This is a genomic window from Streptomyces sp. CA-243310 (assembly GCF_050936775.1).
Classification (GTDB): Bacteria; Actinomycetota; Actinomycetes; order Streptomycetales; family Streptomycetaceae; genus Streptomyces.
Genome location: NZ_JBNJMF010000001.1, coordinates 2,765,058 through 2,779,577 on the forward strand (window position 1 = coordinate 2,765,058; position 14,520 = coordinate 2,779,577).

General features: G+C 71.6%; 11 protein-coding genes and 1 pseudogene. 4 read left to right on the forward strand and 8 right to left on the reverse strand.

The window, feature by feature from the left end; translation table 11 throughout:
- Positions 1–420: 420 nt before the first annotated feature.
- The 5 genes and pseudogenes from ACQEVM_RS12520 to ACQEVM_RS12540 all read right to left on the reverse strand — a co-directional run.
- On the reverse strand, positions 421–1,659 hold the full coding sequence (locus tag ACQEVM_RS12520; protein WP_433077932.1) for a cytochrome P450: 1,239 nt from the start codon (positions 1,657–1,659) through the stop codon (positions 421–423).
- Between the two features lie 672 nt (positions 1,660–2,331).
- On the reverse strand, positions 2,332–3,207 hold the full coding sequence (locus tag ACQEVM_RS12525; protein WP_433077934.1) for a glycine-rich protein: 876 nt from the start codon (positions 3,205–3,207) through the stop codon (positions 2,332–2,334).
- Between the two features lie 205 nt (positions 3,208–3,412).
- The gene (locus ACQEVM_RS12530; RefSeq protein WP_433077936.1) at positions 3,413–3,862 is read right to left on the reverse strand and encodes a hypothetical protein; all 450 of its coding nucleotides are present in this window, start codon (positions 3,860–3,862) and stop codon (positions 3,413–3,415) included.
- Positions 3,863–4,604: 742 nt separating this feature from the next.
- A complete protein-coding gene (locus ACQEVM_RS12535) occupies positions 4,605–6,032 on the reverse strand; it encodes a DUF7405 family protein (protein WP_433077938.1) in 1,428 nt (475 codons plus the stop codon).
- A 297-nt stretch (positions 6,033–6,329) separates the two neighbouring features.
- Positions 6,330–6,881: pseudogene (locus ACQEVM_RS12540) on the reverse strand (lanthionine synthetase LanC family protein); the annotation flags it as partial.
- Between the two features lie 393 nt (positions 6,882–7,274).
- Here ACQEVM_RS12540 and ACQEVM_RS12545 point away from each other — a divergent pair.
- From ACQEVM_RS12545 to ACQEVM_RS12555, 3 genes are all read left to right on the forward strand, one after another.
- On the forward strand, positions 7,275–7,892 hold the full coding sequence (locus ACQEVM_RS12545; protein ID WP_433077940.1) for a hypothetical protein: 618 nt from the start codon (positions 7,275–7,277) through the stop codon (positions 7,890–7,892).
- 718 nt (positions 7,893–8,610) lie between these two features.
- On the forward strand, positions 8,611–8,811 hold the full coding sequence (locus tag ACQEVM_RS12550; RefSeq protein ID WP_433077942.1) for a hypothetical protein: 201 nt from the start codon (positions 8,611–8,613) through the stop codon (positions 8,809–8,811).
- Positions 8,812–8,852: 41 nt separating this feature from the next.
- The gene (locus tag ACQEVM_RS12555) at positions 8,853–9,962 is read left to right on the forward strand and encodes a hypothetical protein (protein WP_433077944.1); all 1,110 of its coding nucleotides are present in this window, start codon (positions 8,853–8,855) and stop codon (positions 9,960–9,962) included.
- Between the two features lie 73 nt (positions 9,963–10,035).
- On the opposite strand, the gene ACQEVM_RS12560 is transcribed toward ACQEVM_RS12555, so the two are convergent.
- Both ACQEVM_RS12560 and ACQEVM_RS12565 read right to left on the reverse strand, forming a co-directional pair.
- Positions 10,036–11,448 (reverse strand): hypothetical protein, encoded by a 1,413-nt coding sequence (locus ACQEVM_RS12560; RefSeq protein ID WP_433077946.1) that lies wholly within the window; start codon positions 11,446–11,448, stop codon positions 10,036–10,038.
- A gap of 189 nt (positions 11,449–11,637) precedes the next feature.
- Positions 11,638–13,146: a hypothetical protein gene (locus tag ACQEVM_RS12565; RefSeq protein WP_433077948.1), complete on the reverse strand. Its 1,509-nt coding sequence runs from the start codon at positions 13,144–13,146 to the stop codon at positions 11,638–11,640.
- A 320-nt stretch (positions 13,147–13,466) separates the two neighbouring features.
- Between ACQEVM_RS12565 and ACQEVM_RS12570 the strand changes: the two genes are divergently transcribed.
- A complete protein-coding gene (locus tag ACQEVM_RS12570; protein WP_433077950.1) occupies positions 13,467–13,820 on the forward strand; it encodes a hypothetical protein in 354 nt (117 codons plus the stop codon).
- On the opposite strand, the gene ACQEVM_RS12575 is transcribed toward ACQEVM_RS12570, so the two are convergent.
- On the reverse strand, positions 13,798–14,514 hold the full coding sequence (locus ACQEVM_RS12575) for a potassium-transporting ATPase subunit C (protein WP_433077952.1): 717 nt from the start codon (positions 14,512–14,514) through the stop codon (positions 13,798–13,800). The genes ACQEVM_RS12570 and ACQEVM_RS12575 overlap by 23 nt on opposite strands.
- Positions 14,515–14,520: the final 6 nt, after the last annotated feature.

Consider the following 14,520-nt stretch of genomic DNA (forward strand, 5'->3'; position numbering starts at 1 on the left):
ATCGTTCTCGCCAGTGCCGTTTCGGCGTTCCACGACCTCATCAGGGCTCGGCGTGAAGGGATCTCGGCAACCGGTGAAGCCCTCCCCGGACTCCTGTCGGCCGTCCTCACGGTCGGCGTACTGGTGACGATTGCCCTCACGTGGTTCCCGTGCGCACGCGATTGGCGCACTGGCTGATCGCAGGAGCCATCTCCGTCCCCGCCAGCCTGATCCTCTTCACTGTCGCAGCTCTGAGTCATCCCTTCCTGGGAGACATCAGCATCGACCCCACCCCCTGTCTCGTGCTGCTCGAAACCCGTTTGCCGCACTGAGTGCCGGGAGGCCCCGCCGGCCACGCCTCTCTCGCCGGAGTGCGGGCCCGCGCCGCACTCCGGTGTGGCCGAACGGCGAACGGCGAACGGCGAACGGCGAACGTCGAACTCAGGGTCTGATTCCGTCGCAGGTCACGTACAGGTGGCGGGGCCCGCGCAGCGCCACGTTCTGCCGGTAGGGCGGCGGGTCCTCGATCAGCCGGGGATTCTCCAGGCGGCGAGCCAGCTCGCTCAGCGCGAGCTGCGCCTCCAAGCGGGCCAGCGGGGCGCCGAAGCAGCTGTGGATGCCGCTGCCCAGGCCCAGGTGCTGGATGTCCTTGCGGTACGGGTCGAAGCGGTCCGGGTTCTCGAAGCGCAGCGGATCGCGGTTACCGGAGGCGAGGACCAGCCACATCGCGGAGCCCTTGGGGATCGTGACCCCGCACACCTCAAGGTCGACGAGCGGTGTGCGCTGGGGCAGCAGTTGGACCGGTGGCTCGAAGCGCAGCAGCTCCTCCACCAGGGGCGCGGCGAGACCGGGCTCCCGGCGCAGTTGGTGGAGCACGTCCGGGTTCCGCAGCAGGGTGAGCATTCCGTTGGTGATGAGGTTCACCGTGGTCTCGTGGCCCGCGACCAGCATCAGAGCGGCGGTGCTGATCAACTCGATCGTGCTCATCGTGCCGTCCTGGCCGTGCCCGACGGCCAACTGGGAGAGCATGTCGTCGCCGGGCTTCTTGCCCCGCTCCTGGATCAGCCCTGCCAGGTACATGCCCAGTTCCATCTGGGCGTCGTGCCCGCCCTTGAGTCGATCCCGGGGATCGACGTTCGGGTCGGGGTCCAGGCTCTTGGCGATGATGCCGGCCCAGACCTGGAAGCGTGGTTCGTCCTCGCGCGGTACGCCCAAAAGCCGGCAGATCGCGGTGACGGGGAACGGGTACGAGAACTGCTCCACGATGTCGATGCGGCCGGGATCGGCGAAGTCGTCGATGAGGCCGGTGACGATGCCCTTCAGGTCTCCGCGCATCCCGTCGATGCGGTACGGGGAGTGCGGCGGCCCGAACGGCCTGTTGGTCATCCGACGCAGCCGGTCGTGCTCCGGCGGGTCCATCCTGAGGAAGACCGGCGGGAGGGCGGAGGCCTCCTCGTCCGCTTCCTCGGCCAGCGGATCCACGGCCGTGGCGGCCAGGTTGCGGGCGTCGGAGCTGAGCCGCGGGTCGTGCAGCAGGCCCTGGATCTCGTGGTAGGTGCTGATGACGTACGGGCCGGTCCCGTCGTGGAAGACCGGGGTCTTGCGCAGCTCCTCGTACAGCGGGTACGGGTTCGCACGGTTGGAGTAGTCCAGGATCTCGCTCAGAATGCCTTGCTTCATGAGGGGTCCTCCGGGGACGTGCTGGGCAGTGCCCGGCGGGGGTGAGCGCCATCCGCCGGTCGGCCGGCGAATGTCCGGTGTCTCGGGCCTGGGGGTCCCGGGTCAGTGCCTCGGCGGCGTGCTCCGCGAAGATGCGGGACGCGCGGAAGGCGCGCCCGGCGTGGCCTGGGGTCGGCGACAAACTCCACGAGATCCGTTCCTTCAGGTCATCGCTCGGCTTCCGAGACCAGCCTGCGGCGCCGGGGGCCGGAAGGCCCGCCGGGTGGGCCGTTGGAGCAACGGAGGGGTGCGGGCCGGCGTGAACGCCCGCCAGATCCTCTACCGGGAGGACGTCGGGGCGGCGACGGGAGCCTTCTTGGCCGGCGGCGGGCCGGACGGGGGGCGTTGGTGCCGTGGAAGCAGCCCGCGGTGTACGGGATCAACGTCCAGAACGGCGGCACCTTCATCGGGGGCAACGTGACCGTGGAAGCCAACACCGGCAACACCGGCAAGGTGTGGCGCACCACCGGCGCGGGGGAGGACAGGGAAGCCGCGAAGGGCGCCACCTCGGCGGTGACATGCCGGGCGCGGCGTACCCGAGACTCGGGTCTCCTGCGAGTGGCACCTGCCCGGCGTCGGGGGCCGACCCGACCCACGGGTCGGTCCGGTCCCCGACGCCCGCGGGCGTTCGACTCAGTTGACCGTCATCACGACCATGCCGTTACCGGTCTGGACGCCGTCTTCGAAGGAGGCGTCGGTGGTCGAGGCGTAGCTGCTTCCGCCGCCTCCGCCGCCGCCGGCGTCGCCGTAATGGGTGCCGCGGCCGTTGCCGGAGACACCGGCGCCGCCGCCGCCACCGCCGCCCTGGTAGCCGCCGCCTCCGCCGCCGCCGGCACCGCCCCAGACGTAGTCGGTGGTGCCGGCGTGCCCGCCGTTGCCGCCCTCGTCCTCGCTCGCGTCTGCGCCGGCGTGGCCGTTGGCGCTGCGGGTGGTTCCCCGGGCGCCGCCCGATCCGCCGTTGACTCCGCCCTTTCCGCCGTATCCGCCACCCCCACTGCCGGCGATGGTGTTGCGGTGTCCGTCGCTCTCGATGACGGCATTGCCGCCGCTGCCGCCGATGCCGCCGGTTACGTACTGCCCCGAGGCTCCGCTTCCGCCGCCGCCTCCGGCGACGAGGATGCGGTCGTCCAGGTTGAAGGAGCCGACGCGGATGTCGGAGGCACCGCCCCCGCCGCCGGAAGCGGAGTAGGAGTACTTGGCACTGCCCGCGCCGCCGCCGTTGAGGCCCGCCGTGGCGCACGTGCCGGCTCCACCCACACGCACCTGCATGAGCGTCGGCGAGTCCACGGTGAGGGTCGCCGTCGTCTTGCCGCCCCTGCCGCCGGTGCCGCCGGTGGTGGTTCCGTCTCCGGCCGGCGATCCGCAGTCACCGCCCTGCGCTCCGTACGCCTCGAAGGTGACGGTGCTGCCTGCCTCGACGGAGACGGTGTAGGTGCCCGGGGTCGTGAAGGTGGTCGTCGTCGCGGCGACGGCAGGTGCGGAGAAGGCGGTGCCGAGTCCGGTCGCCATCAGAGTCATCACTGCGAGACCGGTTGCGCATCGCCGTGTTCGTTTCATGGGGATTGCTCGCTTTCACATGTGATCCGCGAATGGGATTCGCGCCGGGCCGGTGGTCGCGCCGGGAGCGTCGGGAGGGCATGCCGACTGCCATCGGCCGGTGTCGGGGAACGGGCCCGTCGGGCAGCACCGTCAGGCCCCGTTCCTCGTAGCGCAGTTATGCCGTGGGCCGCGGGCGACCATGCTCACCCGGGTCGCCCTGGTGGGAGTGGCAGCCGGCCGGGAAGTCGATGCGCATGATGGCCGACGAGTTCGTGAATCCCGTCTCGAAGGCGCCCTCGAAGATCCGCATCCAGCGGCGCTCATGGATGACGTGCGGGTTGTCCCTGGTCAGCACGGCCAGGACGGAGTACACCGGCGTCCCGTCCGCAGCGATCGTCAGGAGCGTGATGCGCGCGAAGGGGCCACCCTGGTCCGCGCCCAGTTCGACGGTGAGGAACGGAGAGAGCCGGTGTGTCTCGGTGACACAACGCTCACCGTTGTCGGCCGCCGCTCCGGAGACGGCAGCAGCCTGGGTTGTCTGCCGGGCCGGGACGGCGAGGGCGGTGGCGGGGGAGAGGGCGAGGCCGGCAATGACCGCCGCCGCGACGAGATTGCTCACGCGCATGGAAGGTAAGCTCCTTTTTCGACTTGGCTCTTGACAGAACGGACCGGGAGAGCCGGCGCGGGGCCCTTCGAAGTGCTGGACCGGGTCGGCGCCGTCCGGGCCCCCGGGTGCTCGCCCCCGGCGGCCGGGTCGGGAGGGCCGGCCGGGACCGGCCGCTCGGCCGTCTCTTTCGAACACCGCGGGCTCGGCAGGCAAGGTCCGTAGAAGACGGCCCAGCTGCCGGTCATCACGGTCATCCCGTTACGGCCCCGCCCTCCGTACGCCTCGAAGGTGAGGGTGGTACCTGTGGTGACACCGGCCGTTCCCTCGTGGAGAAGGTCGTTGTATCCGCCGCCGCAGCGGTCATGGGGAACCGGGTGAAGAGTCCCGTTCCGGAGAGAGCCATCGTTGCCAGCGCAGCCACCTACCGTCGCCTGTGACCCATGAGAGGCTTCCCGCTTCTCCGCCTCAAGCACGAGAGAGCGCAGGTAGAAGCTACGTGGGCAGCCAAACCGGTGCAACGACCACACCATCGCGAGAAGAACGTGTCGCACGCCGAACTGCTTCCGCACGCGCAGGAAGGGCAACGGGCTCGTGCCGGTGCCGCGGGGCGCGGAGCGCGGGCCTCCGGGCAGGGCGATCCCGTGGGGCCGTCCGGAGCGGCGCACGAGTAGCGCGGCCCCGGCCGTACGCGGTCGCCCCGGCCGCTCCGTGCCGACGTCTTTCGGGGAGGGACGTCGACACGGACTGCGGGCCGGGGGCCTCAGAGGAATTCGACGAGGGGAAACGCCCGGTGGCGCCGTGGCGGCGTGAGGAAGTTCTGTCGCCGTGTCGCCGTCAGGAACCGCTCCAGCCCGTTCTCTTCCTCGGGCACGCCGTACGCCGCCGTCAGATCGAGCGAGGCCTGATTCGTACGCATCGTGGCGAAGAAGTCAGCCGTCGGGACGAACACCGTGAACTCCAGCTTGGGCTGGACGGACCCGTCCGGCACGTCCATGGAGCTGTAACCGGGGCCGTCCATGCGTACGTGCAGCGGCTTGCCGTCGGCCGTGCGCGACGACCTCTGGAGACAGGACAGGTGGCCGATCCGGCGCTCCCCGTCCGGGGTGCCCCTGCCCTGGGCGCTCAGCAGGGCGTCGTCCGTGCCCCGGAAGGTGTTCGGCAGGAACGCGGGGCCTCCGCCGTCGGTGATCTGGTCGGCGTTCCCCGGCGAAGGCGGCGGCGTGGAACGGAACATGTACTGGACGCGTTCCGTGAACGAGGCGTCGTCTCCCGGCACACCGGCGTCGTCGACGTCGTAGAACTGCTGGAGATCCATGAGGACGTGCGACAGGTGCTGGACGGCGCCCTGGTCGAAGTACGAGCCCGGCTCGGCCGTGGTGAGGCCGCTCGCCCGGAAGGTGACCGCGTCGGCGTCCGCGGTCCCGGCGGTCTGCTGGTCGGCGAAGCCCATCCACATCGGCGAACGCGGATTGACCATGAAGGCGTAGGGCAGCGACGTGCTGTCCGCCAGCTTCCTGGGCAGTCCGATCTGGGTGAACATCGCCCGGGTGGAGGTGAAGGACAGCAGGTCGGAGAGGGGCGGCGAGGGCTGGGGGCGGCCGGCGAGGGTCTGGCTCCCGCCGAGCCACCGGAGCACGTCCTGGATGTTGGCCGCGTGATCGCTGCGCAGCGTGAGCAGCAGGTCGTTGCCCTCGATCGACACGGGCACGTGGAACCGGCGTTTGACGATGCCGCTGTTGGCGGGGGACACGTCCGTGGGGCCGGGCACCGCTTCCTCCAGGACGTACCGGTGTGCCGTCGAGCGCAGGCGCGGCATGTGCGCGGAGACCAGATGGCCCTGCAGCCCTCCCGGTAATCGTCTGAAGTACGGAAGGCCGTACGAGAGGAACGTGAACACACCCGAGGGGCTGAAGGGATACGCGCGCTCGACGGCGGCCAGCGCGCCGGCCAGTTTGACCTGGTCGACACGGGTGGGCGGCCGCAGCAGGCGGGCGGTCACGAAGAGGGTGTGCACGGGGCCGAACTGGACTTCGACGCCGTCGACGTCGGTGACCGGTGCGATGAAGTCCGCGATGTCGAACTGGACGTCGGGCAGGACGGGTGCCTGGTCGCCCCCGCCCGTCGCCGCGCGGGCGGTGTTCCTCGACGGAACGACCGAGGACTGTCCGAGCAGCTCCAGACCGGCCACGGCGGCGGCCAGTACGCCGCCCCGCAGGACGTTACGGCGGGTGCGTCCCGTGGCGCTGCGGGGATCGTGAGGATCGCGGGGAGGGGCGGGGCAGGCGGGGGAGGCGGGAGGCGCGGCTGTCGGGGGCCGCGGCACGGTTCCGGTTCCGGCTTCTGACTCTGGGGCGTCGTCCGTCATGTCTTCCACTCCTGGATGCGGGGCGGTCCCGGCGGCCGGCCGGGCCGTGGGGTCGAGCGCGACGCCCTTCCCGCACGGGAGGTGCAGGTCCGCGAGCGGGAAGGGCAGCCTTGACGGGCATTAATTGCACTCAAGGTGCAAACAACGCGTCCAGCATACGCACGGCGCGAGCGTGCTGTCAGGGGTTCGGGTCCGGTGGAGGGGACGGCGTGGCCGGCTCGGACGACGCGGGCGCCCACGCCCCGTCCACGGGCGGGTGCCGCCGTGCCGCAGGCGCAGCAGGAAGTCAAGGATCCCCGCCGCCCCGTTGGCGTACTCGGAGCCGCTCGTGGCATCGGCGACGAGGAGCAGCCCGTCGCTCTCGCAGCGCTGGGCGTCGATGACCGCGGCGATGCCCTCGGCCTGGGTGCGGTAGCGGGCCTCTCCCGTGATGTCGGCCATGTCCAGGAGGAAGTGGCCGGTCCCCGCGATTCCGCAGCAGGCACCCGGGATCGCACGCCACGGATTGCCGACGGCTGCCGCCGCGGCCTGCTCGGCGAGGTCCACGAAGCGCCGCAGACCGGTGGCCGACCCCAGACGGACGAGGAAGCCGCCGATGCCCGCCGGGCCGTTGCACCACCGGGTGCTCGGCCGCGGCTGCGGCTCGCCCCCCACCTCGGCGGGCCACGCGGCCCGGCCGTCCTCGACGCGGGCGGCCCTGACGAGCGTGTCGCCCGCGCCGAGGGCGGGCGATCTTCAGCCGGGACTGGCGGCCGCGCTCGGCCCGGCCGTCCGGCGCCCGGCCGTCCGTAGCGCGGTCCTCGGACCGCGGTTGTGGGCCGGCCGGTTCACGACACCCCTCCCCACCTCGCTTGGTGCCATCGTCGCAAGCGAACGGGAAGGGGGCCGCGTCGGCGCGACCGTCCTCGCCGCCCCGGTGCCGACCGTACGGGTGGCAGACCGCGACCGTCCCGGGGAGCCGCGTGGCGCGCCTGTTTGGTGACGCGCGTACGTGTCTACGAATCGCGGGCCGGCGCTCGAAGAACGGGCCGGTGTCCCTCCGTATCCGAAGGAGACCTCCCCACCATGCCCAGAAACCCGCGATGGCTCGTCGCCCTGGCGGCCGGAGCCGCAGTACTGAGCGCGGGCCCGGCCGCGGCGTCGGCAGCGCCGCCGGCCGCGGTCAACCCGGCTCCCTTCTCCACCGTCATCGTCGACCGCAGCACCGTCGCGCACGGAGAGAGCTTCACCGTGTCCGCGAGCCGCTACCGGCCGAACGAGGAGGTGTACGTACGGCTGATCCCGGAAGGCCGGGCCGATGACACCCGTGCCGTGGCGGGAATCGACGGGGACCTCGACGGGAACGGCGACCTGCGCCGAGGCAGGCGCATCGTCACCCTCGCCATCCTCCTCGCGAACGCCAACGGAGAGGTCTCCGGCACGGTCACGGTGCCCGCGCGGTACGGCCGTCACCACCGCATCCTGGGCGAGTACCGCCTGGAGCTCGCCGGGCACGGCTCCCAGCTGTGGCAGTCGATCCCCTTCCGGGTGGTCGCGGCCGAGGGCGGCGGGCACCACAAGCCCGGCCCCGGCCAGGCCGAGAAGCCCGGTCAGGACCCCCACGGGGAGCCGGGCGCGAAGCCCCACCAGGACGGGCCCGAGGACGCGCCCGAGGACGCGCCGGAGCAGTCCCCCGAGGGCTGACCGCGGTACGACGTCGCCACGGAGCGGCCCGCTGTCTTGGGCCGCCGTACGCCGGGCGTCGTATGACAGTCACTCAAAAGGGAGCTGAGCGGACGCGGAGGAGCCCCCAGAGGGTAACGATGCCGCGACCCGCTCTCCCTTTCCCCTAGAAAGCAGAAGCACTTTGATGCGCTCTGATCTCCCTCGGCGCGGCCGTTGGGGGCCGTTGCCCGGTCGGCGGATCCCCCAGGTCTGCGGGGCTCTCGTCGTGCTCACCGTGGCCGCGGCCGGGCTCGCGGGCACCGCGGCCTCGGCCCCGGTGGGGCCGTCGGCCTCCCCGGTCGTGGTGCGGGCGGACCCCAGCCCGAAGGCGTTCTGTCCCCCCTGGGTGGAATGCGGTCCCCATCAGTCGGACCCTTCGGACGACTGGCGGCCACCGCACCACGACGACGAGGACGGGCCGCCGCGGCACGAAGACCACGACGGGCACAAGCCTGCGGGCCCGAGCGGCCCGCCGGGCCCGAGCGGTCCTCCGGGCCCGAGCGGTCCTCCGGGGGCCAGTGGCTCCCCGGGCCCGAGCGGTCCTCCCGGTCCCAGCGGTTCCCCGGGCCCGAGCGGTCCTCCGGGGGCCAGTGGCTCCCCGGGCCCCAGTGGTGCTCCGGGGCCGAGCGGTCCTCCCGGGCCCAGCGGGCCCGTCGGGCCCGCGTCCACCAGCGAGATCGTCGGTGACCCCATCACGGTGGTCCCCGGCGAAGAGGCCACCGTGTTCGCCACCTGCCCGGCCGGGAGCACCCTCGTCAGCGGCGGCTACCTGATGAGCGGCGTGCTGCAGGTCCTGCTGAACTCCCGGGCGGCCACCCCCGACACCTGGACCGTCACCGTCCTGAACGCCTCGCCAATGAACGCCACCGTGACGGCCGTCGCACAATGCGCGCCGTGATCGAACGCCGGGCACAACTGCCCGCCCCTGAAGGGAATTTCATGCTCAGATCGGAAAGGGCCGTCAAGATCCTGGGGACCGGCGCATGCCTGGCCTCCATCTTGGCGCTCTCCGCACCGGCCGCCTCGGCCACGACGACCGACATCTCGTGCGGCGAGGTCCAGACCGGCGTGGTGTCCTGCCTCCTGCCGGACGGCCTCTCCTCGTACGGCACCACGGCCCTGCTGACGGCCGCGCAGGCCGCGACGCAGACCTCGCTGACGGCGGCCACTCCCATGGTCGTCACGGCCTACGGCGGTGCCGGCCGGTACGGAAGCAACGGCGGTGGCCTCTACACCGGCGGTAACGGCGGTTACGGCGGCAAGGCGCAGACCGTGACGTCGATCGCCAGCTTCCAGGCCGCGTACGGGCAGACCCTCTACTACTACGTGGGTCAACTCGGCGCGACGTCCGCCGGCGGTCGAGGCGGTGCCTCGACCCTGGTCTCCGGCGTGGACCTGACCACGCAGAACCCGTGCATCGCGGGCTACGGCACATGCACCACGACCACGGTGCTCGCCGATGCCGCCGGTGGTGGCGGCGGCGGACAGGGCAACGCCAACGGGAACGGCGGCGCCGGCGGAAACGGCGGCACCGCGGTCTCGGGTCAGATCATCTCGGCCGGGTCCACGGGCGGTGACGGCAAGGCGACCACCGGCCTCACCCGTACCGGTGCGGGCGGGAAGGGTGCCAGCAACGGTGACGGCGGCGACGGCGGCCGCGGCGGATCCGGCGTGGACAGCAAGTACGGGACCCCGGGCATCGACGGCATCGGCGGTCTCGGCGGGCCGGTCCACACCAGTAACGGTCCCAACGCCGGCGCGAGCTGGACGAACAACTCCTCCCTGTTCTTCGCCAATGCCGGGCAGGGCGGCGAGGGTGAGTGGCGGACCAACGGCACCAACTACGGCAGCGGTGGCGGTGGCGGTGGCGGCTGGGGCGGTGGCGGCGGTGGCGGCGGCGGTGGCGAGGCCATCACCGGTGGCGGTGGTGGTGGCGGCGGCAGCTGGGCGGCGGCCAACACCGACACGGTCGTGAGCGTTCCGGTGATCTCCAACGGCAACGTCGGTCTGAACGGCGCGGTCTACATCACCTTCGTGAGTACCACCTGATAGCCGGCCGCATGGCCCGCGGCCCCGTCCCCCTGCCGGGGGACGGGGCCGCGGGGCGTCGGCGGGGGAGGGGTCAGCCGACGCAGGACGTGACGGGCGCCAGGCTGTAGAGGCAGTTCGTCGGCGCGTTGTTGGCGATCGTGGTGTTCGTGACGGAGGTGATCGCGGTGCTCGTCCAGATGCCGCCGGGTGCGGGGGCGTCCGGCGCGACGTTGAACTGCACCGAGGCGTCGGTCAGTTCGTAGGTGCCGCCCGCGTTGTAGATGCCGGCGCCTCGGGAGCCGGTGCCGGAGACCTTGTTGCGGTCGATGGCGGAGCGGTTCACCTTCACCGTCGGGGTGTTGGCGAGGTTGGTCGTGTAGATCCCGCCGCCCAGCGAGTAGCGGCCGGCGGCCAGGTTCCCGGTGACGTCCGAGGCGTTCATCAGGCTCACGGTGCCGCCGAACACGCTGATTCCGGCCCCGAGGCCGCCCTCCCCGATCAGCTTGTTCCCCTTCACCTTGGTGTTGTCCAGCGTGAGCGTTCCGTCGAGCATGAAGATGCCGCCTCCACCGTCCTCCACCGTCTGGCCCGTCACCGTGTTCCCCTCGATGGTGGAGTTGGTGAAGGTCTTGGTACCGCCGCTGACGTACACCCCGCCCCCGTTGCCCGCCGCCAGACCGCCGGTGGTGACGCGGTTGTCGGTGACGGAGGCCCCCAGCACGTTCAGGACACCGCTCGCTTGGGAGAAGATGCCCCCGCCGTTGTCGAAGGCGGTGTTGTGCTTGACGCTGCCGCCGTTGATGGTGAGCGTCCCGGAAGGGTGCCCGATGCCGCCGCCGACGCGCGCACGGTTGCTCGTGATGTGCGTGTCGACGAGGGTGAGCTGTCCCTCCGACTCCAGTCCGCCCGCGGTGCTCGCCCCGCCGGTGGTGCGGTTGTCCGAGATGCGGCTGTCGGTCAGGGTCGCCGTGCTGCCGGGCATGAACCGGGCGCCGCCGCCGATGTTCGCCGTGCCCCCCTGGAAGGCCACGTGGGTGCCCGCGAACGTGCTGTTGTTCCGGACCAGCACGGCGCCGCCACCGATGTTCGAGCCGGGCTGCCCGTTCATGACGGTCAGGTCGTTGAGTGTCAGCCTGCCCGGGGTGGGGACGGGCGTGAGGGTGCCGACTTCGAACAAGCGGAAGGAGGTGTTTCCGACACGCTTGATGGTCGCGTTGTGGCCGTTGATGGTCACGCCGCCCGGATTGTTGTTGGTGATGGGCGGGAGCCCGTCGTCGGCGCCCGGAATGTAGGGAGCCGTGACCTCGTAGAGGCAGTACGGCTCCAGGTCGATGACGGGGGCCACGTTCGTGTTCGCGTTGTTGATCGCGGCGATCAGGGCCGCGGTGTCGCACGGCACGGTGACCGCGTGCGCGGGGACCGCGGCGGTGGTGGCCGCCACGCCGGTCAGGACAAGGGTGACAAGGGAGCTCAGTCCCCGGGGACGCATGCTGCGCCGTCTCATCGGCGTACCTTTCGTGAAGCCATTCGCGGGGCCGTCCGTGGTGCCGTACGAGCCCCGGGGAAGGGGTAACCGTGAGAGGCGCGGTTCATGCCCCGTACCGCGGCGGGGTTCGTGTCTGTCACACGTCCGGGTCCAGCGGGAGACCCGGACGGCGGGTCGGGCGCGGGTCGGACGGTCCGGCCGTACGGGTCAGGAGTCGGTGATCCTGACGAGGCCGCCGACCACGCCGACATAGGCGGAGCCGTCCCTGCCCAGGGTCACCGGCGCGTAGTGGTTGTTGAACAGGGGTCCGGAGCCGACCAGCCGGCTCCACACCCGCTTGCCGGTCCGTACGTCCAGCGCCGTCAGGTACCAGGCGTCGGGCATCGCGGGGGCGCCCTTCCCGCCGGCGGACCGCAGTTCGTCGGCGGTCGGGTGCGTGAAGGTGTACAGGAGACCCGTCGCGAGGGAGACCTTGCTGACGACGCTGGGAACCCGTTCGCCGCTGTCGGACCAGGCGAGGGAACAGGTACGGGTGGCGTAGTCGACGTGCACCCGGGCCAGGCCGGGCTCGGTGTCGACCTGACGCCCTCCGAGCATGCCCTTCAAGAGCGCGTGGTCCTCGACGACGTAGCCGTAGTTGTTCTCCACGACGAGGTCACCGCCCACGGCGACGAGGCTGTTCTCGTCGGCGCCCTTTCCCGGGGCGAAGACCGGCTGTTCGCACACCTTCGCGGGGCCGGCCTTCCCGCGCGCCATCACGAGTACGTTCATCCGCGGATCGGCGTTGTCGGTGATGGCCACGTATCCTCCGCCCGGGCCGGACGCCGAGCCGATGAGCGTGGGCGTGGTGCCGCTGCCCCGGCTGAGCTGGCCGGGCTTGTGCCGCGAACCCCGGTCGTACGCGGCCCGCCAGGTGACGACGGGCCGGCCCGCGGCGGGCGCGTCGAACCGGTAGAGGGCGTGGTCGCTGACGACGAAGACGCCGCCGGACTCGTCGACCGCGATGCTGTTGGCGATCGTCTCCCCGTGCAACACGTGGGTGGAGACCGCGCCGGTGGCCGGATCGAGGACGCCGACCACACCGCTGTCGGTCACGAACCACATCCTCCCCGACCAGTCGGGGAGCACGGACACGATGCCGCCGGTGCCGATCACCGCCTTGAGGTCGTGGCGTGCCTCCGTCACGAGCGTGTCGTGCCGGACGGCCACGACCTCGATGGTGCCGTCCTTCGTGGGGACGACGGCCCGGTCGAGCTGATCGAGGTAGAAGTAGCCGCCTCCGGAGACTTCCGTCGGGCTGGTGCCCGCCGTCCCGGGCAGCGTGAGGGAGGCGACCGCCCCGAGGTCGTCCGGATCGAGCAGCATGAGCCGGGGAGCGTGTCCGGGAGTCATGCACACGGTGACGATCCGGCCCCTGGAGTCGAAGGTGACCGAGCCGCAGAGGCCGCCCTGGAGCCTGCCGCGTACGGCGAGACCGCGGCCGGTGGGGCCGGGGCCGTCGTACGCGTCGCTCTGGTAGGCGTCGCCGTGGAGGTTGCTGGAGCCGTTGGCGGCCATGAACGGGTGCTGCGGGACCGCGGGGACGGAGACCGGTCGCGGTACGACGGCGTGACCGGTGAACGGGGGCAGCGCGGCCCCGCGAGGATCTCCGGGTATGGGCAGGGCGCGCGGGGTCAGCGCACCGGCCGGGTGGGCGGCGCTGAGGGGCGATAACACGGCGGCTGCCACCAGGACGGCCAGGGCGCGGAGGAACCTGCGCATGCGGAGGCCTTTCATCCGTTGACCGAGTGAGGACGTGGAGGGGCGGGGAAGGGGGTGGTGGAACGCGGCGGGACACGTGCGGTGGTGCGTGCGGCGGTACGAGCGGGCGGTCGACGGGCACGTGGGCAGCACGAGCCCTTCGGTGTTCTTGCACTGGTAGTGCAATAATGATGATGCGTCAGAGCCCACGGGCTGTCGAGGGTTCGGACGCACGCCGCGGCGTTCCGCCCGCCCGTCCACTCGGGGACCGGGCGACCGCGCCCATGTCCTGGTTCGTGCAAAACGAGCAGGATGGGCCGGCCGACGTGGACGTGGTCGGGTACTCCATCGCCACCCGGATCGGCAACAACCGCGCCGACCTCTTCCTGGAGGCGATGGTCGGTCAGTTGGCCGCGGTGACCGGGCGGAAGAAGGTGCCGGGCACCGCCGGACAACCCACTCGCGAGCCGTTCCACGACGTGCTGCGGGAGGTGCGGGAGGCCGCCGTTGACGCCGCGGTCCACGGCCGGACACGACGGGCGAGTCTGCGCCTGAGCGCACCGAACGGGCGGTGGACCACGAAGGAACCCGCTCCCGGCCGGCTCCCGGTCCGCGCGTCGTGGAACATCAGCCCCGGGTCAGTGCCCTGAGCGCGGTGTTGAGTTCGGGGACGTTCACGCGTGGTTCGCCCATGAAGCCGAGGGTGCGGCCGGTGGTGTGGTCGGCGACGAGCTTCTCGACCTGCTCGACGTCGAGGCCGTTCCGCTCGGCGACCCGGTGGACCTGGAGCTTGGCGTACTCGGGGGAGATGTGCGGGTCGAGGCCCGAGCCGGAGGAGGTGACGGCGTCGGCCGGCACGTCCTCGGGTTCGACCGTGTGGGCGGCCGTGGAGTTGTCGGTGACGACGGCGTCCTTGGCGGCGACGACCTGGGCGCACAGGGTGCCTTGCTCCGCGCCCGCCGTGCAGAGGCCGTTGACGGCGCCGTTGTCGGCGGACCGGTTGGTGGCGCCGGAGAGGATCAGCGAGTACCGGGTGTTCACGCTGTTGGAGCCCAGGCCGTTGGAGGGGCGCGGCTGGAACCACTTCAGGTCCGGTTTGGCGGCTTCCTCGGTGTCGTCGGGATTCTGTTTCGGCAGGTTGTAGCTCTGCCCGATGAGGGAGGAGCCGACGACCTGGCCGCTCTTGTCCTTGATCTCGGAGCCGTCGGCCTTGTCGTTGAACAGGGCTTGGGCGATGCCCGTGACGGCGAGCGGGTAGATGACGCCGCAGATGACCGTCAGGACCAGCAGGGCCCGCAGACCCGCGCCGAGCAGACGCGCGGTGTTGCCCACAGAGTTGTTCATCACAGA

What these genes read in the sequence shown, in the direction of transcription:
- ACQEVM_RS12520 (WP_433077932.1), bottom strand. Translation starts at nt 1,659, where the DNA reads ATGAAGCAAGGCATTCTGAGCGAGATCCTGGACTACTCCAACCGTGCG.
- ACQEVM_RS12525 (WP_433077934.1), bottom strand. Translation starts at nt 3,207, where the DNA reads ATGGCGACCGGACTCGGCACCGCCTTCTCCGCACCTGCCGTCGCCGCG.
- ACQEVM_RS12530 (WP_433077936.1), bottom strand. Translation starts at nt 3,862, where the DNA reads ATGCGCGTGAGCAATCTCGTCGCGGCGGCGGTCATTGCCGGCCTCGCC.
- ACQEVM_RS12545 (WP_433077940.1), top strand. Translation starts at nt 7,275, where the DNA reads ATGCCCAGAAACCCGCGATGGCTCGTCGCCCTGGCGGCCGGAGCCGCA.
- ACQEVM_RS12555 (WP_433077944.1), top strand. Translation starts at nt 8,853, where the DNA reads ATGCTCAGATCGGAAAGGGCCGTCAAGATCCTGGGGACCGGCGCATGC.
- ACQEVM_RS12560 (WP_433077946.1), bottom strand. Translation starts at nt 11,448, where the DNA reads ATGAGACGGCGCAGCATGCGTCCCCGGGGACTGAGCTCCCTTGTCACC.
- ACQEVM_RS12575 (WP_433077952.1), bottom strand. Translation starts at nt 14,514, where the DNA reads ATGAACAACTCTGTGGGCAACACCGCGCGTCTGCTCGGCGCGGGTCTG.